Consider the following 22,737-nt stretch of genomic DNA (forward strand, 5'->3'; position numbering starts at 1 on the left):
GAGATGATTCGGCGCTGATTGTAGGGGGCGAACATGAAGGATTCGGCCCGGTGACGCCCGGAGACTTGGGTCTATGAACCGATCACGGCTTCTTTGCGACGTTGCGCTGCCAGGCGGCGGGCCGGGGGGAGGGTGAGGGTCGTCAGAACGGTGCCGGCGACCAGCAGGAGTGCGGTTCTGGCGGAGGTGAGTTCGGCGAGGGTTCCGGCGAGGGCGGCTCCGGCGGGCTGGCCGCCCCAGGCGATCATGCGGGCAGTGGTGTTGACTCTGCCCTGGAGTTCGTCGGGGGTCTGCTCCTGGCGTTCGATGATCCCGTTGAGGCTGACCAGGGTGTTGGCGGCCTGCCAGCAGGCCAGGACGGGGAGGGCGAGCGGGAGCCGATCGGTGCACGCCCACGCGATGAGAAGCAGCCCGACCGCGGTGAGTCCGCTGAGGGAGATGGCGGGCGTGCTGAAGCGGCGGCGCAATCGGGGCAGGAGCAGACCGGCGAGCATCGCGCCGACGGCCGCCGAGGCGAACAGGAGCCCGATCCGGCCGTCGCCCGAGGACAGGCCGAACCGTTCGACCGCGACGACGACGAGCAGGCCGAGGACCGCGCCCTCGGCGAGGCTGTTACCGATGCCGAGGAACGTCAGCGAACTGATCATGGGGTGGGTTCGGATGTAGCGGATGCCGTCGCCGATCTCGGCGCGCAGATTCCGTTTCTCCCCCGGTGCCGTTGCCGGGAGCGGCAGGCGGGACAGCAGCAGGGCGGCGGCGGCGTAGCTCAGCGCGTCGAGGCTCATGGCGTGGGAAGGGCCGGTGGCGGCGATGAGAGCACCGGCGAGCGCGGGCCCGATCAGGGCGACCAGCGTGCTGAGCGTCATCAGGGTGCTGGTGGCTTTGGCGATACCCCCGCGGCCGACCAGGGCGGGGAGCGCTCCGAACGCGGCGGCGTCGAAAAACACGAAGGACGCCGAAGCGCCCGCGGCGACCACGAACAGTTGGGGTGTGGTGAGCAGGCCGAGCGTGGCGGCCACGGGGACGCTCGCGATGAGGAGCGCGCTGGTCCAGCTGGTGACGGCGAGGGTGCGGCGGCGGTTCCACCGGTCGGCCAGAGCTCCGGCGGGCAGGCCGAGGAGTAGGTAGGGGATGGCTTCCAGCGCGGCGAGCAGGCCGCTGAGCGCGGCGCTGCCGGTGCGCTGGTAAAGCAGCACGGGCAGCGCCACGAGGGTGATCGACGATCCGACCCAGGAGATCAGCCGGGCCGTGAGGTAGCGGGACATCAGAACACGGTGGGGTGCAGGGCGCGAGCCAGCGCCTGGGTGCCGTCGATGGCGCGCAGGGCGGAGTAGTCGGCGGCCGGGGTGCCGATGAGGCGTCCGTTCTTGACGGCCTTGGTCTGGCTGAGGTGCTGGCGCAGCCAGGTTTCCGCGGCGGCCCGGTCGGTGTCGTCGGTGTAGTGGTAGATGATCGTGTCGGGGTCGGCCTTGGCGACGGTCTCGACGGAGATGGCGTCGAAGTTCTTGCCTGCGGGGACCATGCCGTCCAGGAGGTTGGCGCCGCCCGCCGTACGGACGATGTCGGAGTAGAGGCCGCGGGCCAGCGCGTAGAGCTGCTTGTCGAAGATCTGCACCATGGCGGTGCCGACCGGTGGCTGTCCGGTCAGTCGCTCGCGGAGGTCGGTGAGGGCGGCCTCGACGGTGGTCTTGGCCTTGGCCGTACGGTCGGGGACGCCGAGGAGGGCGCCGAGGGCGTCGAGGTCACGGCCGGTGTCGGCGAGGGTGGCGGTGCCGGTGGTGTCGGGGCAGAACGCGGCGTCGACGTAGACGGGGACGCCGAGTGCGGCGAGTTCGGCGATGGTGGGGAGTTTCTTGCCGTCGAAGTTGTATTCGCCGTCGGCGAGGATGAAGTCCGGCCGGGCGGCCAGGAGCGCCTCCCTGGAGATCTCGCCGGAGGCGAGGACCTTCACCGAGGCGTAGTCGGCGGCGTAGGCGGGCTTGGGCGGTGACTGGTCGGTCCAGACCTGCCCGGCGATGCGGTCCTTCAGGCCGAGGGCGAGCAGGAGTTCGGTGTTGGAGGGGAAGAAGGACACGATCCGCTGCGGGGGCTGGTCCACCTGTACGGTCCGCCCGCAGTTGGTGACCTGGGCGGGGAAGGCGGTCGTGGCAGGATCGGCCGCGACGGCGTTGGGTTCGGTGGTCGCGCCGCAGGCGGCGGTGAGGGCCAGTAGCGCGAACACGGCGATGCGATTGGTCTTCATTGGAGCTCTCTGATTTCTTGTCGTGGGGCGAAGGTGAGGTTGGGGCGGCCGGTGAGCGGGTTGACGCCGAGGTGGGCGCGGACTCCGAACACCTCGGCGAGGAGCGCGGGGGTCAGGACGTCGATGGGCGGGCCGTGCGCGACGACCCGTCCGGCGGACAGGACGTAGAGGCGGTCGCAGTAGGCGGTGGCGAGATTGAGGTCGTGCAGGGCCGCCAGCGTGGTGATCTTCAGCTCGCGTACCAGCTCAAGGAGTTCGAGCTGGGCGGCGATGTCGAGATGGTTGGTCGGTTCGTCCAGGACCAGCACCTCGCCCTGCTGGGCCAGGGCGCGGGCGAGCAGGACGCGCTGGCGTTCGCCGCCCGAGAGCGTGACGTAGCGTCGGTCCGCCCTGTCGTGCATGCCGACGCGTGCCAGAGCCCGGGCGATGATCTCCCGGTCCGCGGCGGGCGTGGAGCGGTGCGGGGTGCGGCCGGTCGCGACCAGTTCGGCGGCGGTGAAGTCGAATCCGTCCGCGCTGTGCTGAGCTACGACGGCCGTCCGCTGCGCGGAGCGGCGGGCCGACAGCGCCCGCCACACGTCGTCGTCGTCCACGCGCACGGTTCCGGCGTCGGGACGCCGCGCGCGGTAGAGCGTACGCAACAGGGTGGATTTGCCGCTGCCGTTGGGTCCGATCAGCCCGACGAGTTCACCGGGTTCGACGTCGAGGTCGACTCCGCTCACGCCGCCGATCTCGACATGGACGCCGGACAGCTGGACGCGCATCAGGCCACCGCCGTCTCGCGGCGCAGTAGCCACAGGAAGAAGGGCGTGCCCAAGGTCGCGGTGAGGATGCCGAGGGGAAGTTCCAGCGGCGGTGACAGGGTGCGGGCGGCGAGGTCGGCGGCGACCAGGAACAGCCCGCCGGTCATCGCGATCAGCGGGAGAGTCCGCCGGTGGTCGGGGCCGACGAGCAGCCGGACGGCATGCGGGACGATCAGCCCGACGAAGGCGATCCCCCCGGCGACCGCGATGACGGCGGCCGTCAACAGCGCGGCCACCGCCAGGAGCACCAGCCGGAACCGGTGGACGGGAATGCCGAGCGCGGCTGCGGTCTCGTCGCCGAGTAGCAGCGCGTTCAGCCGCCGCGCCTGCGACAGCAGCCAGCCGGTGCAGGCCACCACGATCACGGCGGGCGCGGTCAGGTCGCTCCAGCGGGCTCCGGCCACCGATCCCAGCAGCCAGAACAGGATCCCGGCCAGCTGGTCGGGCTGGGCGCGCAGCTGCAGATAGCTGGTGGCCCCCTGGAGCAGGTAGGACAGGGCGACCCCGGCCAGGACCAGCCGCGTGGGGGTGAGCGCGCCCCGGCGGCTGCCCAGCGCCAGCACCAGCGCGAGGGTCGCGCAGGCTCCGGCGAAGGCCGCCCCTGACACGCCCAGTCCGGCGACGCTCCCGAGGGTGATGACGGCGACGGCGGCCAGGGACGCTCCGGAGGTGATGCCGAGCACGTACGGATCGGCGAGCGGATTGCGGACGACGGTCTGCAGGACGGCCCCGGCGACGGCGAGCCCGGCCCCGGCGATCAGGGCGAGCACGGTCCTGGGCGCGCGCGAGTTCCAGATGATCTCGTTGTCGATGCCGCTGACATCGGCGGGCGGGCGTCCGGTCGTCAGGTGGGCGGTGATCACCCGCCACACGTCGGCGGCGGGCAGGTCGACCGCTCCATAGGTGACGGCTGCCACGAGCAGGACGGGCACAGCCGCGAGCAGCAGGGCGGCCAGCAGCGGGTAGCGCCGTCCGGAGATGAGGTGAGGGGAGCGCAACGGAGGTCTTTCAGTGCGGGAGGGGCAGGGAACGGCGCGGACGACCGTCCAGACTCGCCTCAAGCCGGGTCCCGCCCAGGAACGGCAGCCCGGCGGCGGTGTTGGAGTAGGTGCCGGGCGCGATGACGCGGACCACGTTCAGGCCCGTCTCGCGTACGTCGGCGGTGGTGAGGTCGCTGTAGAAGACCTGAGGGCCCAGCCGCTCGGCGAGCTCACCGGCGTTGCCAGGCGGTGGCGGTGTGAGGGTGGGCCGGTGTTCGGTGAGGGCTTGGGCGAGTTCGTCGTCGAACTCCGCCTGGATCGCGGGATCCAGGAACAGTTGCAGGTGACAGCCGTAGTCGACGACATCGGCGAGGTCGGCCCGGTAGGAGGAACCGTAGGCGCGGTCGGATCGCCAGGGTTTGAGAGGGCTGCGCGGGTCGGCCGCGACCCTGCAGTAGGGCCCGTCCGGGTCGTCAAGGCCGGCGACGAACAGCTGCAGCTGCAGAGCCTCGCCGTAGGCCTTGATCATCGAATCCTCCACATTGGCGCGTACGCCCATGCCGAGGGTCAGGTAACCGCTCTCGCGATCGCGGACCAGCGCTCCGGCCACGCACAGGCCGCTCGGGTTCGGGAATTCGAGGAACCGGACGTCCAGCCGTCGTCGCGGCCCTTCGGCGAAGACGGCAAGCCAGGGCGGCGGGGTGAGGGCGCGGAGTCCGGCCCTGCCGTGCCAGGCCAGCGTCATGGCGTCCCGTTCGACGATCTCGCACAGCCCGCTCCATACGGCGAACTCGCGCGTCGGCCCGGCGGCCAGGCCCGCCTGAATGACCGGGTTGGTGCGTGGCGTGGGCGGGGTGAGGTCGGCGGAGAAGTAGGACACCCACACCAGCCCAGCCGGAACGAGCCTGGCCTCGCCGGTGACCAGGTCGGTGGCCGTGGTCCACTCCACCGGCAGTTCCGAGGTGAACTCGGCGAGCGGGAAACCCGCCTGCGCGTACTGGCCGGCGGAGTACAGGGCCAGTGACGCCGGATCCAGCGCCGTCGGGCCGAGGTCGCCGTAGGCGGCTGTCAGCAATCCGGCGGGGACGAGGTTGCCGCAGTACCGTTCGGCGGCCTCACCGAGCGCCGCGCCTAAGGCGGCTTCGGGGTCGGCGAACGCGTATCCGGCCCCGGCGGAGTCGGCCGGCCAGGGGCTGAAGCGGGTGGTGTCGGACAGCAGGGCGGTGATCAGCTCGAACGAGCCGGGCAGATGATCGGGAACGTCGGTGTGGACGAGGCCGCGGACGATGCCGGTACGGGCGTCCAGAAGGGAGGCATACATGGTCACGCCAGTGGGAGGGGATGAGGGAACAGGTTGTCTTCGGTCAGGACGCGGTCGGTCAGCCCGAGCAGCTGCGGCGTCTCATACAGGCGGGGGCCGCCGCGCAGCGGGAAGGCGGGCGGGGCGTTACCCACCATTCCGGGGACCAGGACCCGCACCACCGACAGCCCGGCCATGGCGATATCACGGGTGGTCAGGTCGGCGCTGTACGCGGTCAGCCCGGCCTCGGCCAGCCGGTCCAGATAACCGGCTGGGTCGGCGGCGGGCAGATCGGCCAACGCGGGGCCGGGCTGGGCGCGAAGCCGGTCTAGCGGGCCGCCCTGCATGCGGGGGTCGAGGTAGAGCTGGGCGATGGCGGGCAGGTCGGTGAGGTCGCGGTAGTCGGACCGGAAGGCGTCGCGGTAGGTCCGGTCGGCGCGGAAGGGCCGGAACACGTGCGCCTCCAGGGCGCCGGTGGCCACCGCTCGCCACACTTCGCCGTCGGGATCGGCGAGCTGGCAGGTCAGCGAGTACAGGCCGTACGCCTCGACCAGCGCCTTGGCCGCTGCCTCGCCGGAGGTGGGGCGACATGCGCTGCCGAACGCGACGATTCCCTCGCCCTCCAGGAACGCGGCCATCACCGGTACGCCGAAGGGTGAGGGAACGGCCAGCAGCCGCACCGAGGGAACCTCGCCGCCAAGCGGCGCGGTCACCCGCTCCGGATCGGACACGGCCTCGACCCCGGCCCCGCTCGACCACCAGATCGTGGTGGCGTCCCGTTCGAACAGTTCCTCCAAGGCGGCCCGCTCGGCCCGGCGCCGGGTCGGACCCGCCGCGATCCCGGAGTAGAAAAGCGAGTGTGTGGCCGGTTCGGCGGCGCGTGGGCCGTGGAAGTAGTCGAGCCAGACCATCGACGCCGGGACCAGCACCGGTTCGCCGGTCCGCAGGTTCGTGGCGGGCGTCCAGGCGATCTCCAGATCACGGGTGAGCGGGACGAACGGAAATCCGGGCTCGCGGTACTGGTCGGCCGAATACAGCGGGATCGTCTCGGGGTCGAGCGCGGCTTCGCCGAGCCGCCGCCAGGACGAAATGAGCAGGTTCCCTGGGATGGCGTTGCCGCAGTACCGCTCCACGGCCTCACCGAGCGCCGCGCCACGGGCCCGGGCCGGATCGGCGATGGCCGCGCCGAACCCGTGCCGGTCGGCCTTCCAGTCGGCGAACCGGCGGGTGTCGGAGACGGCCGACCCCCACCCGGTCCAGAAGCGGGGCAGACCGGGCGGCCGGGCCTGGGTTTCGAGCGCGGTCAGCACCCCGGTACGCCGGTCGACCAGCAGGTCTTCGTTCATGAGGTCTCCAGGACGAGCCGTAGGGCACGCACGCTCTGCCGAACGGGAGCGGTCGCGGTGGTGGTGTAGCGGTCGGCTCCGGTGCCGAGGGCCAACGCGAGACGAGGGAAGTCGCTGCCGGCGATCTCCAGCCGGAGCCTGGATCCGGCAGGCAACGTGGATACGACAGGGCTCAGGACCAGACGGCCGGATCCACCCGACCGGCCGCGGGTCAGCTCGAAGACCTGACCGTCGGCGGTGTGTTCGGTCAGTCGGACGATCCAGTCGACGTCGCCGATGGGAGCGGCGACGTCCAGGTGCGCTTCGGCCGCAGTGAAGGTGAGCGCGGCCGGAAGTGGCGGGGTGGCGTATCGGAGGGCGTCGGGACGTTCATCGAGGGCTTTGCGGTCGGTGGCGGGTGCCAGCGAGGGACGCGGGTCCGCTGGGTCGTGAACGAAGCCGCCGAGCGTGGCGTCGGGTTGGCTGGGGCGGAGGGATCCGTCCGGGTGGGCGTGCAGGACGCGCTCTGTCGTATCCGACGGCCAGGACAGCCAGGTCGTCCCGCCGATCGGGAGGATCTGCTCCCCAGCTCGCGCGGTGCCGTCCAGGCAGTCCCGAAGCCAGGCGACCTGCAGTGCGCCCAGGTCCAGCAGCGAGTGCGCCCCGTGGTCCCGGTCGGCGTATCTGGTCCGGCCGGTGAAGGCCAGATCGTGACCCCACGGGCCGATCACCAACTGCTGCGGCGGGCGCGGAGTCAGGGCGCTGCCCACGGTGCGCCAGTGCGCCAGGGTCTCCTCGATCAGCAGGTCATACCACCCGCCGATATGGAGGCCGGCGGTCGGCAGGGAGGCCAGTTCCCGTTCGGTGATCTCCTCCTTCGGCTGGTGGCACGGTCCGTCGCGGACGACATCCGCCCATCCGGGAAGGCTCACGCCGATCCGGTCAGGCAGCCCGGTCACCGGTAAATGGGCCAGCGCGCCGGGATCTGTGCCGAGCAGGAGCGCGGTGAGGCCGTCGCGGCTGACACGGCCGTCGGCGCGCTCCAGCCACCAGGCCGCGTGCTCGGCCAGCCGGAGGACACCGTTCTCGAACTTGGTGCGGTACAGCGCCATCGACGGCCCCATGCTGACCACCGCCGCGACGACCTCGGGCCGTTCGACGGCCAGCGCCCACGCGGTGTATCCGCTGTAGGAGCCGCCGTAACCGATGAGGCGTCCGTCGCTCCACTCCTGGGCGCGGATCCAGTCGGCCAGCGCGGCGCCGTCGCCGCGTTCGTTGCGGTAGCACTCCCAGACCCCGTCGGAGTCGTACCGGCCGCGCACGTCCTGGACCACGTACGCGAAGCCGCGCCGCGCCCAGCCGACTCCTTCCGCCAGATGATGACCGCGTCCGTACGGCGTGCGGGTGACGACCGTCGGTACAGGCCGGACAACAGCGTCGGGTAGGTGGACATCCAGCGCCAGCGGGGTGCCGTCCCAGCCGGGCAACCGCAGGTTGTAGCGGTTCATGTGATCGGCAGCGGCAGCACGGGATGCCGGTCCAGGCCACCGGACGCCGGATCCACGACGAGCTGGAAGGATCCGCTCGCAGGAAGACCGGTGGCGTGCCAGGTCAGCACATCGTTGACGAGCAGGCCGGCGGCGAGCGCGACCGCGCCCGCGTTCGGCCAGGGAACCGGGGGCAGCGCCACCTTGCCCGCCGCGCCCGCGTCCAGGTAGGACCACAGACCCGCGAGCTCGTCGGGCAGCGGCGACGCCGCGAGCCTGCGGCCCCGCAGATCCCGGTAGGACGCGGTCCGCCCCGGCACCGTCATCGGCCCGAGCACCAGCCGGGTCCCCTCGACGTGACAGCGATGCCAGACCGTCCCGCCCGCGTCGACCCGCTGCCAGCTCTCGTCCGGCAGCCAACTCGCGCAGGCGACCAGCACATCGGCCGCACGCGGGTCGTCGCCCACCTCCGCGACCCCCTCCAGTAACCGCGTGACGTGCAGGGCCACCGGCCCGTCCCCGCTCACGCACACCCGCAACTCGTTCTGGGTGACCTCGGGAGCCGTTCCGAACACCCCCCGCTCCCGCAGGACCGCCGCCAGCGGCTCCAGCTCCGGGTCGTTTCCACCCTGATAGGCCTGGTCGCGCATCCGCTCCAGCAGTGCGGCCGGACCTGAAAGCCGTGCGAACCGCTCGTGCTCATCACACGAGCGCCAGGTCCCGTCCGGGCCCGGGTACAGATGATGACCGGGGGTGATCGACTCCATCGGCTTTCTTCTCCGCGGTTCGAGGGGTTCTGGGGATTCGACGGGTGAGGGGGGACGGGCGGCCCGTTTGGGGAACGGGCCGCCCTGCCGGAACTAGGCGTTCCAGGCGAACGGGGAGTGCACCAGCGCGTTGGTGCCCGGACCCTGCAGCGCCGGAAGCGCCGCCTCGGCGACCAGTTCCTCGAACGCGAACGGCGTGTGCACCAGCGCGTTGGTGCCCGGACCCTGCAGCGCGGGCAGCGCCGCCTCCGGGGTCAGTTCCTGGAACTCAAGGATGTTCACGAGGTTCTCCCATCGACATTGAAAACGGTTTTCGTTTTCAAGGTCGAACTTTAGACATGCACACCCCTCGGGCGCAAGGACAATTTCCGGATATCTCCGGACATGGGAATACGGCTCGGCTGGTCCCACCTCGCGAAGAAGGCGCTCTGTTCGGCCAGATCCCGGCGACGCGAGGCCGCTTCGGCGCAAAACCACCCGGTCGGTCAGCCTCAAGCGCGACCTGCTGGCGGTGCGGATCGCCGCCGGGACCAACCTCGGGCCCATCCGTGTAGCCGAGACATCGGGGGTTGGTATGCCGTGCACGCCTGTAGAGACTGGCCGGCGGGAATCACGCCACTCGCCTGGCCACGCTTCGGTGTTCAGAACATGCGCGCGCTCAGGCCGGTTTGCGGTCGATACGGCCGCAGTGCTTGGCAGTCTCCGGCCCGCCGCCGGTGATCAACCGGATGAGTTCGGCAGTCAGGTCGAGGTGTCGCTCATCCGGTCGGTGACGATCAAGCCGGGTCCGTGGACGGGCTCGGCTCGGCACGCTCACGGGCGGCGGCCGACTTCACCACCGCGACCGCGACCGCGGTGGTGAGCGGGATGGCCAGCACGAGGCCGATAGAGCCGACCAGCGTACGCACCACCTCCTCGGCCACCCCCTCGGTGCCGATCACGTCCAGCAGTGGCCGACCGTAGGTGTCGACCAGCAGCAGGATCGGCAGTGTCGCGCCGACGTAGGCGAACGCGATCGTGTAGACGGTGGAGGCGATGTGGTCGCGTCCGATCCGCATCGCGCTGGTGAACAGCTCGCGGGCCGAGCGGTTCGGCGAAAGCTCGTGCAACTCCCACACGGCGGAGGACTGCGTGATCGTCACATCGTTGAGGACGCCGAGTCCGGCCACGATGATGCCGCACAGGACAAGACCGGACAGATCGACCCGCCCGTTGAGCGCGGTGAGCGCGACCCCCTCGCCATCGCCGAGCCCGGTCAGGTGCACCGCGCGCACCGCCCAGGCGCCGGCCCGGCCGTGGCGAGCAGCCCGAACAGCGTGCCGACCAGAGCGGTGGTGGTCCGGACCGAGAAGCCGTGCGCCAGGTAGAGCACGACGAACATGATGGCCGAGGATCCGACCAGCCCGACCAGCAGCGGGGACTCGCCCGCGAGCAGCGCGGGCAGCATGAATTTCATCAGCACCAGGAAGGCGAGACCCAGGCCGACCAGGGCCGCCAGCCCACGGAACCGGGCCACCGCGACGACCACGACCGCGAACGCGATGGCCAGCACACCGATCGGGGTCTGGCGCGCATAGTCGTAGAAGGCATAGTCCGGCGGACCGGCTTGGTGGGTGAAGACGCGGGTCACCTTGATCCGGTCGCCGGCCTGCATGCCGACCCGGTAGCTTTCGGCGGGCACGTCGATGCTGGCCTGCTCGCCCTGATCCTGCCCGGTCTCCAGCAGGACATCCACGATGGCGCAGGTCACCATTCGTGGCGGGCTGTTGGGGCCGGGTCGCTGATTGCTGGCCGGGCACTCGTACGGCCTGGTGGTCAGCACTGTCGCCTCAGGATGGGTGATCACTCGCGCGGTCCCGGGGTTCGCGGTGCCGGGGGCCGACTGGTCCGCCTGCCCATGCCAGAGCAGCACCATGCCGACCACGGTCGCCAGCGCGAGCGGTGCGAGCACCAGAGTGAGCACGATCAGCGTGCGGCGACTGGCGGGGTTGGGGCCGTGTACGCCACCGCCGTCGTTGGTGTGGGCGTGGGCGTGGTTTCGCAGGGAGATCCTCCGGTGGAGGGAAGCCTTGACTGGCCAAGACCAACCCGTCATTGGCGCAGTTTTGTGACAAGTCACGCTACATGGTGATATTTGACTAACTCAGCTGCTATATCGGTCACACCGATAGGCCATTATGTCGACGGCGTCGGATTCTGGCCAGCGACCAGCCCTCCGCCGCGTAGCGAGCGTTCGTGTAGTCCGTGTTGAATCCGGGCCTGGCGGCGAGCTCATTGTGGGTGCCGCGATCGACCACCCTTGAGATAGGCGCCCCGGGGGCGAAATCCCCGGGGCGGGACTCCGGTCAGAAGTCGGAGTCGAAGCTGACCGACCCGGTCACGCCCACCTGGTAGGCCGAGAAGCGGCGCTCGAAGAAGTTGGACAATTCCTGCACGTCCTGGAGTTCCATGAAGGCGAACGGGTTCTTCGACCCGTACGGCGGCTCGAACCCTGGAGGAGCGGCTCAAGCCGCACGATCGAACATGCGGTTCCAGGACCGCCGCGTCGCCGACCTCGAAGCCCGGCTCCTCGACCCCACGACCGGCAAGTAGCCCGACAAGGCTCCGACCAACGGGCCCGATCACCACCCGGTGGCCGGGCCTGTCGGCCGGCGCCGAAGGACCCTCCGGCTGGCCAGCCGGGCTGCCCGGCGCAAGGCGGGCTCAGCGGGGGCATGGTCTCGGGCCAGGCTTGGTCGCGCGGGCCGATCTCGGCAGTAGGTGCACCCGAGATCACCGCAGACACCCTCACGCCACTCGTCGCATAGTACGCAAAGCGTTGCGTCATAACGTTCGCAGTAGTCCTGCCGGGTGTCGCACCGCGGGCAGGAGCCCGACACCGTCCGGACGGCGGAGGGGCGTTTACGAGGCATCCCCCGTCCGAGGTTCAGCATCTCCTCAACCACCATGGTTCGGACAGATCGACATAAGAGTCCACGATCGTGCGTGAAGAGAAGAGCCCATCAAGCGGCTGAACCTGCACCAGAGCTCCCGCGACGCGCCAGCCGGAAGCCCACACAGGGCCTGCTCCAGCATCCCTCGCGGATGAGCGTCAGAGGGGCAGCACGCCTCAACTCCGCAACCACGAACCACCGGATCTGTCAGCCGGCGAGCTGGCCCGTGAACGGTCCCAGCCCAGCGCACCATCGCATCGGCGATGGCTCCCGGCCACAGACGCGAGTTCTCGAATCTGGCGATCTCGCTCTGCGCACGCGCCGAGAACCACACCGGGCGATCTTCCCGAGCCCTCTTGATCTTCCATCGAGAACATGTACGGTCCACGTCGTGGAGCATCGGCCAGCCCGCCCGCCTGCCAGCCTCAGTACGTTGTTGCTCTTCGTCCTGTTCGTCGGCCGGTCCCATGTCCTGAAACTCCTTCTCCCGGGCCGGCGGTGGCTCAGCCAGGTTGCTCATGCCTTCTCCAGCATCGACGGCTGAAGGAATACTCCCGAAATGATCACGCCCATCAAGCTCAAAGCGGCGACTCCTCAGCCGCTGGACGGATCAGGAACACGGTGCCCAGGAAGCCGCCCGCCGCATTCCCTTACCCGCGCTGCCCGGCGGCTGCGCAGGTCAGCGACAGGTGCATCGCCGCCGCGGCATGTCCGCCGGACGTAAGGCCCGCTGTTCACGCTCGAATCATTCCGCGGACGAAACTGCCCTGACCGGCCACGCAACGTCGTCAATCGCGAGCCACGGCGCAATGGCCACGGCAGCGGGCAAGCCCGGCGAACGCCTTGACCTCGCGGTGAAGGTGGGGCTGGTCGACGTAGCCGCTCTCGGCGGCAACACTGGCGGCGGCGTGACCCGCCGCGAGAAGGTGGGCGGCGTGGTCGAACCGCACCAGCCGGGCGGCGCGTTTGGGTGTGATGCCCAACTGGGACCGGAAGCGGGACCACAGGCGCTTGCGGCTCCAGCCGACCTCGTCCGCCAGGCCGTCGACCCGCACCCGCCCCCGCTGGTGAGCGTCCGTTGCCAGGTGTAGGCGACTTCCGGATCGACGGGTGGGCGGGCGCCCAGCCGCCGGCCGAGGATTTCCACCGCGATCGCGAATCGTTCGTCCAACGACGCGGCGGCGCGCAGCCTGTCCTCGGCGCGCCCGGCGTCGCGGCCCCAGGCATCCTCAAGGGATACCACCGTCCCGCTGAGCTCGGTCGCCGCGCCGAACACCGCAGCTGCCGCGGCCGGCTCCAGCCGGATCTGGAGGCGCTCGCCGACCCCCCGGCCGGCTGCTCGAAGATCGCCGGGGAGGAGACCGATGACGACACTGCCGCGTTCGTGCCGGCCATGGGTGTCGTAGACGAGGCCTTCTCCCTCGCTCAGGTCGACGATCAGGGTGACGGACGGGTGCGCGACCATGGTGATGTCCACGAGTGCGGGGGCACATTGGCGGAACCCGGCCATGCTGATCCCCGGCAGCCGATCTGACCGGCGCGGGACCGCGACGTCCACCCGCGCCCAGTCGGGTGGTGGCCCGGTCGGCAGCACATGACCATTCTAAGCTTCAGGGATCGTCGGCGGCCGTTGCCGTGAAGCCCAGCAGCAGTTCGCCGGTCGTCTCGGGCGCTTCGAACATGGGTATGTGCCCGACGCCGGGCAGCAGCTCGACCCGCGCGTTCGGCACCGCGTCATACTGATGCGCCGACGACGGCTCCCAGCGGCGGTCGGCAGTGCCGAAGATCACCAGCATGGGGACTTCGAGGGCGGCGAGACGTTCGGACACGCTCCGCTCTGCGATGTACGCGGTGTTGCTGCGCAGCACCATCCTGAATGTGCGGTACGTGGTACCCCGTACATCGGCGACCAAGTCGTCTGGGATATCCACGGGGCGAGCGCACGTCCCGCCTATCCCCCTGCGGATCATCGCGTCCGAACGCCTCGACCACAGGAGCGGGCCGAGAGGCGGGGCCAGCAGGACCCGGAGAAGCAACGGCTGCGCAAGGAGCGCATCGGGACTCGGGCCAGTGCTGATCAGCGCGAGCGACCTCACCAGGTCGGGACGCTGTTCGGCAAGCGCGGCGGCGATGTAGCCGCCGCTGGAGTGCCCGACCGTGATGACGCGACGAAGGCCGAGGTCGTCGAGCATCGCCGCCACCCGGCCCGCCTGCACGGGCACGTCGTATGACGGCGCGGGCGGGGACTGGCCGCAACCCGGGAGGTCGACCCGGATGACGTGATGGCGGCCGGCGACTGCCGGGACCACCGGGCTCCAGCAAGCGCCCGAGAACCCCGATCCGTGTATGAGCAACAGCGGCGGCGCCCCCCGCGGGCCGTCGTGGACCACGTGCATTCCCTGCGGCTGCTCCGGGTTGTACTCACTCATGCAGAAGACGATGCATGGGCTGCCGACTATCGGTCTTGGACAAATGTCGTCGGGCTCACACCCGACGCGCGCAGGTCAGCGACGGGTGCCGCGATCAAGTAGCGCGTGGCGATGGTGCCAAGGAGGTTGAGATCCTGGTGCCGCGGGGCTCAAACTCCGTCGCCGGTTGCGCCGGGCATCGCTGCTACCTGGATGAGGCCGTGGGTGCCGTCCGTACGCCATTCCAGGCCGCTCGCGTCCAGCTGGGCTTCCGTGGCGGCATCCACGCCGGTGACGACGTCGGATTTGAGGGTACGAAGCGCGGCCACCGGACTCGGGAAGTACGCCGAGACGGCGGCGAAGTCGGTGGTAGCCGGCCAGCTGCGGTCGCCGACGAGGCGGCGGTAGTTGAGGTCGCCCTTGAGGATGGTGATCGTGGCGGACCGGAGCCTGGCGGCGAGGTCGCCTGGCATCCGGCGGTAGTCCCAGGGGGAGCAGTAGAAGTCATGGGTGTCGAGGGTGAGCGATCCCCCGGCCACCGCGCGCCGGAGCCGGGCTGAGATCTGCTCCGCCGCCCCCCGGGTACGGCTGAGGCGGCGCAGGCAGGCGACGAAGTCGGCGGTGGTCGCGTCGGAGACGTAGTACGGGCGCGGCTTCAGGTGCAGGGTCACCGACGCGGCCAGGTCGTGGCCGAGGAGATGGTCGATGAGCACCAGGTCGGCGAGGAACTCCCGCCCGGCGTTGTCGGCGATGACGACCACCCGCGCGTCGGGTCCGAGGTGGCTCCACAGCTGGTCGCTCTGGTCGATGATGAGCCCGCCGGTCTCCGGGTGGGTGGCTCCTCGCGTACGCCCGACGTGGAAGACGAGGTCGGCCCTGTTTCCCCAGAGCGACGCCAGAAGCTTGTCCTGGGGCGTACTGAGACTGTCGAGGGCCTGGAGGTCCGGTTCCAGGGACGGGTCGGACAGCTCGGCGGTCTTCATGGGCTCGAAGGGGTCCAGCCCATACCAGGGGCCGGGGGCGAAGTAGCCGGTGACCTCAAGGACACGCCGGAAGAAGTACGACTCCGACCACAGGAACGGCGTATCGATCCAGGGCTTGCCGAAGTAGTCCTCACCCCACGAAACCCAAAGGTCACGCTCGGGCGCGGCGTCGCCCAGCGGCTGCATGAGACCTGAGGAGATCTCCTCCTCCAGGGCATCGAAGCCCTGACGCTGCGCGGGACCGTACGGGACGGCCTCCTTGATCTGCGTGATCAGCTTGGGCGTCCGGTCATGCCAGACCCCCCAGGCGAAACCCTCCGGCTCGTTGTTCAGCAGTTCCGGCGGCAAAGGCGTGGGCACCGGGCGCTCCTCATCACGGGGACTGGGAAGGCCACCGTACTTTCAGCCGCCGATGTGGATGTGCGCGGCCTACCAGGACGGCCGCGCCGGGTAGTCCGCGCGGAGAGCGCGTGTGGTCGTGCAGCAGCAACCGGTCGAGCGCGGGAGCGTAGGGGTCGCTGCGCTCGTGGCAGGCGAACAATGGCTGTCCCATCGTTCCTCGGCCCCGATCCTGCCGGCCCGAGACGCACGCATGGGCGCTGTTCGCGACGGCCTGAAAGGGCCAATGCCTTGATCAGGGCGGGTGGCTTGGCGGATGCTTGTGGACGGGCGCTCCGAAGAGGCAGGGGACGTGAAGGGATATCGGGTATTTGCACAGCACGTCGGAACCCGCCGCTGTACCGGTGGCTCCCGGACGCCCGCCGCTCCTCGGCCATCTGCTTCCGCTGATCCGCGATCCGCTGGCGTTCCTGTCGTCGCTGCCCGGCCGCGGGGACCTGGTCGAGGTGCGCGTCGGCCCGACCAAGGCCGGGCTGGATCTTCACCCGGACCACCACCGCCGACGCACTGCTCGGCGGCCACCGGATCCCCGAGAACACGACCGTCATCTACAGCCCGTACATCCTCCGCCGCCGTGCGGACCTCTTCGACGCGCCCGACCGGTTCGACCCCGACCGGTGGCTGCCCGGCCGGGTCCAGCCGGGACGCCGAACATGACGATGGGCCGGGCAGGATCGGCCGGCAGCCGGAACCGGGGCGCGGAGACGATTTGCAGCGCCAGCCGCTGGCGGCCCTCGGCGCTCGCCCGGCGCAGGAAATGCGAGGCCGTCCCTTGGCGTTCCCGCGGATACGACCACGGCGTCCGGGCCGAGGTGTAGTCGAGACCGGCGACCACCAACCGCAGCGTGGTGGCCGGTTGGCCTGGCGGCGGCGCCGAAGCGATCGAATACGGCCGGAACGGCTCGGGCGGAATCACCGCACAGAACGCGTCGTTCTCCCGTGGATCGGCCTTCCAGAGCCGGGTGACGTCATATCCGCCCGCGTACAGCAGGTTCAGGACGTCCCAGAGCTCCCACTGGTCCTCCATCCGGGCGTCCACCACTCGCTGCCACGCGCCCACGGCTGTCAGTTTCACCAGCCGTTTCGCCACCTCCCGCCCGATAGGCCGGAGCCGGGCGAAGCGCAGCAATGTCCGGAGCGGCAGCACATCGGCCTCGCCGTAGCCTTCCCGGCAGGCCACCGCCGCTCGCCACTTCGGGGTGAGCCGCACCAATTCGTCGCCGGTCGCCTGGAGGGCGGCGACGGTACGGCGCACCAACTCGTCGTCGTTCTCGGCCAGTACGCCGACCCGATCACCGGGCAAATGGTGCACGCCCTGCCCGGTGACGTCGATCTCCAGGTGACAGGTCCAGGCGCCGGACGCTCCGGTGACGACACGGCCCCGGCGGGTGGTCCCGAACGCCACCGGCGGACCCACCGGCGGGCGGCGCTCCTCGCGGACGACGGCCAGCTCACCGTCCACTTTGTCCCAGGTCCTGACCTGGCAGTCGCACGTCTGGCGTACGGCGCTGGCACTGCTGTTCAGCGGTGTGCTGTGGTGGTCCGCGGCGCCCGCGCAGTGGCAGGAGGCCCGAGCGCTGTTCTGGCTCGACCTGTCGCTGGGGATCGTAGCCCTGGGACTGTCCTTCTTCCGGCGACGCCGGCCGTTCGTGGTCGCGGTGCTCACGAGTGTCCTGGGCGCGGTCTCGGTGACCGCCAACGGCCCGGGTGCCCTCGCGAAGGTCTCGCTCGCCACCCGCAGGGTGACCTGGCAGATCGTGGTCGTCGGCCTGCTGGACCTGGTCCCCTCAGCGACCATTCCGATGCTTCAGCCGAACCGGGCCGACGACCTGTTGTGGATCGACTTCGTATTGGGGCTGCTGTCCGCCATCGCCATGCTGGTCGGAGGCATGTATATCGGCTCACGCCGCGAGCTGCTGTGGACGCTTCGCGACCGGGCCGGGCGCGCGGAGGCCGAACAGGCGCTGCGGGTCGAACAAGACCAGTCCAACGAGCGCGCCCGGATCGCCCGCGAGATGCATGATGTGCTGGCCCCACCGGATCAGCCTGATCGCCATGCACGCCGGTGCCCCCGCCTACCGCACCAACCTGCCCGCCGACAAGATGCGCGAGACGGCGGAGCTGATCCAGGCCAAATCACACGAGGCGCTCAGCGACCTCAGGCAGGTCCTCGGCGTGCTCCGCGATGGCGACCCGACCGGGGTCGGTGAGCGTCCGCAACCGAACTTCGGGGACCTTTCGGCCCTCGTGCTGGAGGCGAAGGGAGCCGGGATGCTGATCCAGTACGACGATCGTGTGTCCGGCGCGGAGCGGATGCCCGATCAGGTCGGCCGCACGGCGTACCGGATCGTTCAGGAAGGGCTTACCAACGTCCGCAAGCACGCGACTGGAGTGACCGCGCTAGTGCAGGTGTCCGGCTCGCCGACGGAGGGCGTGAACATTCGGATCCGCAACCCGGCGCGCAGCCCGCACGCGATCAACGCCGTGCTCACGCCGGGAGCGGGTCTGGGCCTGGTCGGACTGGGTGAACGCGCCAAGCTGGCCGGTGGCCGGCTGGCCAGGCGCCGCGATGGCGGGATCTTCGAGCTGACTGGGTGGCTGCCGTGGAAGGCATGAGCGGCACCCGGCAGATCCGGGTCCTGATCGTCGACGACGACGCGCTGGTCAGGTCCGGCCTGGAGATGATCCTCGGCGGTGCGCCCGATATCGAAATCGTCGGCCAGGCGGTCGACGGTCGTGACGGTCTCGCCGCCGCGCGAAAGCACCGGCCGGATGTCATCCTCATGGACATCCGGATGCCCCGGCTCGACGGCCTGGAGGCCACCGAGGCGATCGGCTCGTGGGAGGATCCGCCAAAGGTGATCGTCCTGACCACCTTTGACGCCGACGACTACGTGGCCCGGGCGCTCGGCGCCGGCGGTTTCCTGCTCAAGGAGACCGCACCGGCCGCGATCGTCGACGCGATCCGCAAGGTCGCCGACGGCGACCCGATGTTGTCACCGAGCGTCACCACCAGACTGATCGCCCAACTGACCGCCGGTATGGCCCCCGACCGGGCCCGTGCGGCCCGGGGGCGCCTGGCCCGGCTCACCGAACGGGAGCATGACGTGGCGGTCGCCGTGGGGGCCGGGCTCAGCAACGCGGACATCGCGGCCAAGCTGCACCTGTCCGTGCCCACCGTGAAGACGCACATCGGCCGGCTCTTCGCCAAGCTCGAGGTGACCAACCGGGTGCAGATCGCCATCTGCGTACACGACGCTGGACTTGCCTGAGGGTGTCCCGTTCGGAAACTGGATTGTGTTCGGTGAGCTGGGGTTTGGGTGCTCCGTTGCAAGTGGGGCGAGTTCCGCAATGTCACATGGCCTCCTTACCGCCAGTGACCCGGGCGAGGAGTACGTCCGGATCCTCGACGCGATCACCGCGCCAGGCGACGTGCTGGTCGGGCCGGACCAGGACCAGCGCGGCACCGTAGCCTGTCCCGCTCGAAATTAGGATTCTGGGCTTCAGCTGGGCGTTTTCGTGCGTCAAGCAGCGTTTGCTGCCGCCTGGAGACCGTCATTCATGACGCTCCTCACCGGTTTTGCGGAGAATCAGTGGTGCCGAATTGTCGGACATGTGTGCACCGCCTCCGTGTGCTGAAGGTCAGCCGCCCCAGAACGTGTACGTGGAACGCTCGGCGTGCAGTTCGAGCCTGTACGCCGTGCACGTGTACTCGTCCGGGCCGAGCGACAGGGGAACGGCCTGCGGCCCCTGCCACACGACGCCGCTGCCGACTTCGGCGCGGACGCCCAGATCTATCGACAGCGATCCGGCCGCATCCGTGTATTGGATGGCGGTGTCGCTGATCGAATGGCGAAATGTCAGAAGGCCCTGGTAGACAGCGAAGAAACCCCGCTGGTCGAGATCGCCGGTGCCCCTGAGAAGCATGTCGAGCTTCCAGTCCCCGGTGCCGTCGTCCCGGAAGTTGAGCGTGTTGTCCGGGCTGGTGTCATTGGTAAGCTCCGCGGTTCCCGGTGAGCTCGGATCCCAGGCGCTGGTGTTCAGACACTGTTGCTGACCGAACTCGTCGCGGCGCGCCTCGGCCATCTGAGCGAAGACGAGCAGGAGGTCCTCGAGTACGTCACGTTCGCCGAACCGATAAGCCTCAACGTCCTCCAGCGGCTCGTCCCCGCCGCGGCCATCGAGACCGTCGAGGCGCGAAAGCTGATCGCGGTCCAACCCGACGGCCTCCGCAGGCAGGTACGGCTCGCGCACCCCCTCTACGGGGAGGTGACGATGCGGGCCTGCCCCTACCTCCGCCGGGTCCGGCACCTCCGTGAACTCGCCTCCGCTCTCGCGCGGACCGGTTTGCGCCGTAACGGCGACGCGCTCCGGCTGGCCGTCTGGTGGCTGGAGAGCGACGCGCCCGGCGATCCCGCGGTCCTCCTGAGGGCCGGCCGGGACGCGCTCGCCGTCCTCGACATCCCGCTGGCCACGCAGCTGGGCTGGGCGGCCCACCGGGCCGGCGGCGGCGTGGCGGCCGGGGCGTGGCTCACCGGAGTCCTCAACCTGGCCGGGGAGCACGAGCGGGCCGCCGCGGTGTCGCGCGAGGTGCCCGAGCCCGACGACGACGCCGGTCTGACGGCTCTGGCCGAGGCCCGGCTCCAGGTGCACGGGCTGGGCCTGGGGCAGATCGACAAGGTGCGCGAGACCTACACCGAGGTGATCGGCCGCCTGCGCTCTCCCTCCCATCGGGCCCGGATCACGGCCGTGTACGCCTACCAGCTGGCCGTGCAGCTCGACTGCAGGACCGCCGCGGACCTGCCAGAACCGGAAGCCGATCCGGTGCTCGCGGCCTACGTGGCCCACGCCAAGACCACCGGCCTGGTCCATCTGGGGCGTTACCGGGAGGCGGCGGAACTCGCCGAGCGGGTGCTGGCGGTCGTCGAGGAGTGGCGTGACGCCCGGCCGATGGCCGTACTCGGGCTGGAAGTCGACCGGCACACGGCCATGCTCCTGAGCGGCGACCTCGCCACCGCCGAACGCCGGATCGTCGCCGACCACGAGCGGGCCGTGGCCGACCAGCTCTGGCACGGCTGGACCAGCCTGCGGATCATGTGCAGGGCCAGGTCCGCCCGGTTCGCCGGACACGTAAGAGAGGCCCTGCGGCTGGCCCTGGTGGCGTACGACAGCATGCCCGCCGCCTATCGCGACGTCACGCTCGGCGAGGTCGCCCTGGCCGCGGCGCTCTGCGGGGACGGGGACACCGCGGCGCAGGCCGTCCGGGCCGGGACGGACGAGCCGCCGTCCAACGGCTACCGGATCATGACCTTCTGGGCGGAACTGGCCCGGCCGTGGGTCGCCGCGCTCCGGTCGGACCTGGCGACCGCCGTGCGGGCGGGCCTCGCCGTCGCGACCTGGCCCGCGCGCACGACCTGCCCGCATTCGAGCTGATCGCGCTGCATGACCTCGTCCGGCTGGGCGCCGCCGAGCAGGTGCGCGACCGCCTGGACCGGGTCGCCGCCGGGCACGACGGAGAGCTTGCCCCGCTGTTCGCGGAGCACGCCCGAGCGGCCGGGGACGGCGCGGCGTTGCTGGCGGTGGCCGATCGCTTCGACCGGCTCGGCTTCACCCTGTTCGCCGCCGAGGCGGCCGCGCAGGCGGCCGACGCCTGCCGGGACGACCGGTCACTGGCTTTCGCCCGAGCCAGAGCGTACGCGCTGGCCAGCAGATGCGAGGGGGCCGACACCCCGGCGCTCAGCCGCGTCGAGCCGCCCGGACTCACGCCGAGCGAGAGCAAAGTCGCCCAACTCGCCGCGGAGGGCAAGACCACCAAAGACATCGCCGCCGAACTCGTGCTCTCCCGTCGTACGGTCGACAACCATCTCCGTTCGGTGTACCGCAAGCTGGGCATCCACCGCCGAGACGGCCTGCGGCAGGTCGTCAGTCACTGAGCGAGCGCGGCATCGCAGTGTCGGGGCGGCAGACCTGGTTCTCGCCGCGGAGACTGACCTTGTCGCATCTCGACCGGGACTCCGAACGCCCCGACTCCGCCTACCTCAGGGCTTGACGGCGATGCCGCCGTACGCCCAGGCGTGGCCACCGGGGATGGGCTCCTGGTACTCGTTCTCGTCCGGACGCCAGTCGACCACCTCGACGAGGCCGGGTTCGATCAGGTCCCAGCCGGTGAAGAAGCGCGTCACGTCGGCATGTGTGCGGGGAATCATCGGGGCCGTGCCATTTTCGTATGGTTTGCCCAGTTCCTCCTGCTGGACCTTGGGGGCGAAGTCGAGCGTGATGTGCGAGAGCAGCAGGTGGCTGCCCGGGAGGACCACGGCCTTGCAGTATTCGACGAGCTGGTGCGGGGCCTCGTCGTCGGTGAGGAAGTGCAGGACGCCGGCCAGGATGAGGCCGACCGGCTTCGAGAAATCGATCACGCGCCGGATCTCGGGGTGGGACAGGATCACGTCGGGTTCGCGGAGATCCGCCTCGATGACCGTGGTCATCCCGGTCGTGGTGCCCGTTAGCAGCGCCCGCCCGTGAACGAGCACGATCGGATCGTTGTCCACGTAGGCCACCCGGGCGTACGGGTTGACCTGCTGGGCGATCTCGTGTGTGTTGCCCTGCGTGGGGATGCCTGTCCCGATGTCGAGGAATTGTGTGATCCCCGCTTTCGTGGCCAGATGCCGTACGGCCCGGCGGAGGAAGGCCCGATGCGCGCGCACCCCCTCACGCGTCCCCGGCGACACCCTGACCAGCTGCTCGGCCGCCTCCCGGTCGGACATGAAGTGGTCCTTGCCGCCCAGCAAATAGTCGTAGATGCGCGCCGGATGCGGAATGTTCGGGTCGATCCGCGAGGCGGGACTCTGGTCACGAACCGGAGGCAGAGCGTCAGCGGAACCGGTCATACGCGCTCCCCGGCATTCGTGTAGTGCATGGTTCTCCTTCTATTTCGACTGACGCTCGCCGCGAAGCTCGCATCAGAAAAGGCCCGTCCGTCTGGCCGGACCGGATGGCACCCTCGCCGGGGCGCCGAAATCGGCGTGAACGGCGTCGCGGCGGGACCGGGGCGGCCAGACAGGACGGGAGTCAGCAGGGGTCAGTGGGGGTCAGTGGGGGTCAGGCAGGTCA

At 70.2% G+C, this 22,737-nt stretch carries 26 protein-coding genes; 7 read left to right on the forward strand and 19 right to left on the reverse strand.

All coding sequences use genetic code 11. The features are described 5' to 3' along the window. Nucleotides 1–71 precede the first annotated feature (71 nt). From Acor_RS36410 to Acor_RS45750, 11 genes are all read right to left on the reverse strand, one after another. Nucleotides 72–1,265, reverse strand: coding sequence for an MFS transporter (locus Acor_RS36410; RefSeq protein WP_155341326.1), 1,194 nt, complete (start codon nt 1,263–1,265; stop codon nt 72–74). Further along, nucleotides 1,265–2,242, reverse strand: coding sequence for an ABC transporter substrate-binding protein (locus Acor_RS36415; protein ID WP_155341327.1), 978 nt, complete (start codon nt 2,240–2,242; stop codon nt 1,265–1,267). Before Acor_RS36415 ends, Acor_RS36410 begins: the two co-directional genes overlap by 1 nt. Beyond that, entirely contained in the window at nt 2,239–3,006 is a 768-nt protein-coding gene (locus tag Acor_RS36420; RefSeq protein WP_155341328.1) for an ABC transporter ATP-binding protein, read from the reverse strand. Before Acor_RS36420 ends, Acor_RS36415 begins: the two co-directional genes overlap by 4 nt. After that, on the reverse strand, nt 3,006–4,043 hold the full coding sequence (locus Acor_RS36425; protein ID WP_218034708.1) for a FecCD family ABC transporter permease: 1,038 nt from the start codon (nt 4,041–4,043) through the stop codon (nt 3,006–3,008). Before Acor_RS36425 ends, Acor_RS36420 begins: the two co-directional genes overlap by 1 nt. A gap of 10 nt (nt 4,044–4,053) precedes the next feature. Then, nucleotides 4,054–5,346: a YcaO-like family protein gene (locus tag Acor_RS36430; protein ID WP_155341329.1), complete on the reverse strand. Its 1,293-nt coding sequence runs from the start codon at nt 5,344–5,346 to the stop codon at nt 4,054–4,056. Between the two features lie 2 nt (nt 5,347–5,348). Continuing rightward, on the reverse strand, nt 5,349–6,671 hold the full coding sequence (locus Acor_RS36435) for a YcaO-like family protein (protein WP_155341330.1): 1,323 nt from the start codon (nt 6,669–6,671) through the stop codon (nt 5,349–5,351). Next, nucleotides 6,668–8,158 (reverse strand): CocE/NonD family hydrolase, encoded by a 1,491-nt coding sequence (locus Acor_RS36440; RefSeq protein WP_155341331.1) that lies wholly within the window; start codon nt 8,156–8,158, stop codon nt 6,668–6,670. Before Acor_RS36440 ends, Acor_RS36435 begins: the two co-directional genes overlap by 4 nt. Next, on the reverse strand, nt 8,155–8,904 hold the full coding sequence (locus Acor_RS36445; protein ID WP_155341332.1) for a hypothetical protein: 750 nt from the start codon (nt 8,902–8,904) through the stop codon (nt 8,155–8,157). Before Acor_RS36445 ends, Acor_RS36440 begins: the two co-directional genes overlap by 4 nt. A 93-nt stretch (nt 8,905–8,997) precedes the next feature. Then, entirely contained in the window at nt 8,998–9,186 is a 189-nt protein-coding gene (locus tag Acor_RS36450) for a streptamidine-related RiPP repeat protein (protein WP_155341333.1), read from the reverse strand. Between the two features lie 494 nt (nt 9,187–9,680). Then, nucleotides 9,681–10,169 carry a YibE/F family protein gene (locus tag Acor_RS45745; protein ID WP_170317259.1) on the reverse strand — a complete coding sequence of 163 codons (489 nt, stop codon included), beginning with the start codon at nt 10,167–10,169 and terminating at the stop codon, nt 9,681–9,683. Further along, nucleotides 10,160–10,999, reverse strand: a complete 840-nt coding sequence (locus Acor_RS45750) for a YibE/F family protein (protein ID WP_170317260.1) — start codon at nt 10,997–10,999, stop codon at nt 10,160–10,162. The genes Acor_RS45745 and Acor_RS45750 overlap by 10 nt, the downstream gene beginning before the upstream one ends. A 353-nt stretch (nt 11,000–11,352) precedes the next feature. Between Acor_RS45750 and Acor_RS42555 the strand changes: the two genes are divergently transcribed. Continuing rightward, on the forward strand, nt 11,353–11,496 hold the full coding sequence (locus Acor_RS42555) for a hypothetical protein (protein ID WP_170317255.1): 144 nt from the start codon (nt 11,353–11,355) through the stop codon (nt 11,494–11,496). Nucleotides 11,497–12,625: 1,129 nt separating this feature from the next. Here the strand turns inward: Acor_RS42555 and Acor_RS45075 are convergent. Further along, entirely contained in the window at nt 12,626–12,892 is a 267-nt protein-coding gene (locus tag Acor_RS45075; protein ID WP_246239609.1) for a helix-turn-helix domain-containing protein, read from the reverse strand. 23 nt (nt 12,893–12,915) lie between these two features. Between Acor_RS45075 and Acor_RS45080 the strand changes: the two genes are divergently transcribed. After that, nucleotides 12,916–13,371, forward strand: coding sequence for a hypothetical protein (locus Acor_RS45080; RefSeq protein ID WP_246239611.1), 456 nt, complete (start codon nt 12,916–12,918; stop codon nt 13,369–13,371). A gap of 76 nt (nt 13,372–13,447) precedes the next feature. On the opposite strand, the gene Acor_RS36470 is transcribed toward Acor_RS45080, so the two are convergent. Beyond that, entirely contained in the window at nt 13,448–14,266 is an 819-nt protein-coding gene (locus tag Acor_RS36470) for an alpha/beta fold hydrolase (RefSeq protein ID WP_246239613.1), read from the reverse strand. Nucleotides 14,267–14,415: 149 nt separating this feature from the next. After that, complete coding sequence (locus tag Acor_RS36475) at nt 14,416–15,588, reverse strand: damage-control phosphatase ARMT1 family protein (RefSeq protein ID WP_155341335.1); 1,173 nt, start codon at nt 15,586–15,588, stop codon at nt 14,416–14,418. 435 nt (nt 15,589–16,023) lie between these two features. On the opposite strand from Acor_RS36475, the gene Acor_RS45970 reads away from it, so the two are divergent. Continuing rightward, a complete protein-coding gene (locus Acor_RS45970; protein WP_155341347.1) occupies nt 16,024–16,284 on the forward strand; it encodes a cytochrome P450 in 261 nt (86 codons plus the stop codon). Here Acor_RS45970 and Acor_RS45975 read toward each other — a convergent pair. Both Acor_RS45975 and Acor_RS42560 read right to left on the reverse strand, forming a co-directional pair. Continuing rightward, on the reverse strand, nt 16,172–17,425 hold the full coding sequence (locus tag Acor_RS45975; protein WP_155341336.1) for a flavodoxin domain-containing protein: 1,254 nt from the start codon (nt 17,423–17,425) through the stop codon (nt 16,172–16,174). The genes Acor_RS45970 and Acor_RS45975 overlap by 113 nt on opposite strands. 103 nt (nt 17,426–17,528) lie before the next feature. Then, complete coding sequence (locus Acor_RS42560; RefSeq protein WP_170317261.1) at nt 17,529–17,684, reverse strand: hypothetical protein; 156 nt, start codon at nt 17,682–17,684, stop codon at nt 17,529–17,531. Here Acor_RS42560 and Acor_RS36490 point away from each other — a divergent pair. Continuing rightward, nucleotides 17,683–18,243, forward strand: a complete 561-nt coding sequence (locus tag Acor_RS36490) for a sensor histidine kinase (RefSeq protein ID WP_170317262.1) — start codon at nt 17,683–17,685, stop codon at nt 18,241–18,243. The genes Acor_RS42560 and Acor_RS36490 overlap by 2 nt on opposite strands. Next, complete coding sequence (locus Acor_RS36495) at nt 18,240–18,899, forward strand: response regulator transcription factor (RefSeq protein ID WP_155341348.1); 660 nt, start codon at nt 18,240–18,242, stop codon at nt 18,897–18,899. Before Acor_RS36490 ends, Acor_RS36495 begins: the two co-directional genes overlap by 4 nt. A gap of 82 nt (nt 18,900–18,981) precedes the next feature. Here the strand turns inward: Acor_RS36495 and Acor_RS46535 are convergent, their stop codons facing one another. Together Acor_RS46535 and Acor_RS36505 are read right to left on the reverse strand one after the other, a co-directional pair. Then, nucleotides 18,982–19,155, reverse strand: coding sequence for an aromatic-ring hydroxylase C-terminal domain-containing protein (locus Acor_RS46535; protein WP_344192140.1), 174 nt, complete (start codon nt 19,153–19,155; stop codon nt 18,982–18,984). Between the two features lie 114 nt (nt 19,156–19,269). Continuing rightward, a complete protein-coding gene (locus Acor_RS36505; protein WP_155341339.1) occupies nt 19,270–19,713 on the reverse strand; it encodes a hypothetical protein in 444 nt (147 codons plus the stop codon). On the opposite strand from Acor_RS36505, the gene Acor_RS42565 reads away from it, so the two are divergent. Then, the gene (locus tag Acor_RS42565; RefSeq protein ID WP_170317263.1) at nt 19,678–21,060 is read left to right on the forward strand and encodes a hypothetical protein; all 1,383 of its coding nucleotides are present in this window, start codon (nt 19,678–19,680) and stop codon (nt 21,058–21,060) included. The two genes, Acor_RS36505 and Acor_RS42565, sit on opposite strands and share 36 nt — an antisense overlap. Continuing rightward, nucleotides 20,961–21,560, forward strand: a complete 600-nt coding sequence (locus Acor_RS36510) for a helix-turn-helix transcriptional regulator (protein WP_170317264.1) — start codon at nt 20,961–20,963, stop codon at nt 21,558–21,560. Before Acor_RS42565 ends, Acor_RS36510 begins: the two co-directional genes overlap by 100 nt. A gap of 105 nt (nt 21,561–21,665) precedes the next feature. On the opposite strand, the gene Acor_RS36515 is transcribed toward Acor_RS36510, so the two are convergent. Continuing rightward, nucleotides 21,666–22,514: an SAM-dependent methyltransferase gene (locus tag Acor_RS36515; protein WP_155341341.1), complete on the reverse strand. Its 849-nt coding sequence runs from the start codon at nt 22,512–22,514 to the stop codon at nt 21,666–21,668. Between the last annotated feature and the right edge of the window lie 223 nt (nt 22,515–22,737).

Source organism: Acrocarpospora corrugata, from assembly GCF_009687845.1.
In the GTDB taxonomy this organism is placed as follows: Bacteria; Actinomycetota; Actinomycetes; order Streptosporangiales; family Streptosporangiaceae; genus Acrocarpospora; species Acrocarpospora corrugata.

Bases quoted from the DNA above. Each gene is read 5' to 3' on its own strand.
- Acor_RS36410 (WP_155341326.1), bottom strand. From the start codon at position 1,265: ATGTCCCGCTACCTCACGGCCCGGCTGATCTCCTGGGTCGGATCGTCG.
- Acor_RS36415 (WP_155341327.1), bottom strand. From the start codon at position 2,242: ATGAAGACCAATCGCATCGCCGTGTTCGCGCTACTGGCCCTCACCGCC.
- Acor_RS36420 (WP_155341328.1), bottom strand. From the start codon at position 3,006: ATGCGCGTCCAGCTGTCCGGCGTCCATGTCGAGATCGGCGGCGTGAGC.
- Acor_RS36430 (WP_155341329.1), bottom strand. From the start codon at position 5,346: ATGTATGCCTCCCTTCTGGACGCCCGTACCGGCATCGTCCGCGGCCTC.
- Acor_RS36435 (WP_155341330.1), bottom strand. From the start codon at position 6,671: ATGAACGAAGACCTGCTGGTCGACCGGCGTACCGGGGTGCTGACCGCG.
- Acor_RS36440 (WP_155341331.1), bottom strand. From the start codon at position 8,158: ATGAACCGCTACAACCTGCGGTTGCCCGGCTGGGACGGCACCCCGCTG.
- Acor_RS36445 (WP_155341332.1), bottom strand. From the start codon at position 8,904: ATGGAGTCGATCACCCCCGGTCATCATCTGTACCCGGGCCCGGACGGG.
- Acor_RS45750 (WP_170317260.1), bottom strand. From the start codon at position 10,999: ATGACGGGTTGGTCTTGGCCAGTCAAGGCTTCCCTCCACCGGAGGATC.
- Acor_RS42555 (WP_170317255.1), top strand. From the start codon at position 11,353: ATGAAGGCGAACGGGTTCTTCGACCCGTACGGCGGCTCGAACCCTGGA.
- Acor_RS36470 (WP_246239613.1), bottom strand. From the start codon at position 14,266: ATGAGTGAGTACAACCCGGAGCAGCCGCAGGGAATGCACGTGGTCCAC.
- Acor_RS45975 (WP_155341336.1), bottom strand. From the start codon at position 17,425: ATGGTCGCTGAGGGGACCAGGTCCAGCAGGCCGACGACCACGATCTGC.
- Acor_RS36490 (WP_170317262.1), top strand. From the start codon at position 17,683: ATGCACGCCGGTGCCCCCGCCTACCGCACCAACCTGCCCGCCGACAAG.
- Acor_RS42560 (WP_170317261.1), bottom strand. From the start codon at position 17,684: ATGGCGATCAGGCTGATCCGGTGGGGCCAGCACATCATGCATCTCGCG.
- Acor_RS36495 (WP_155341348.1), top strand. From the start codon at position 18,240: ATGAGCGGCACCCGGCAGATCCGGGTCCTGATCGTCGACGACGACGCG.
- Acor_RS36505 (WP_155341339.1), bottom strand. From the start codon at position 19,713: ATGGCCGAGGCGCGCCGCGACGAGTTCGGTCAGCAACAGTGTCTGAAC.
- Acor_RS36515 (WP_155341341.1), bottom strand. From the start codon at position 22,514: ATGACCGGTTCCGCTGACGCTCTGCCTCCGGTTCGTGACCAGAGTCCC.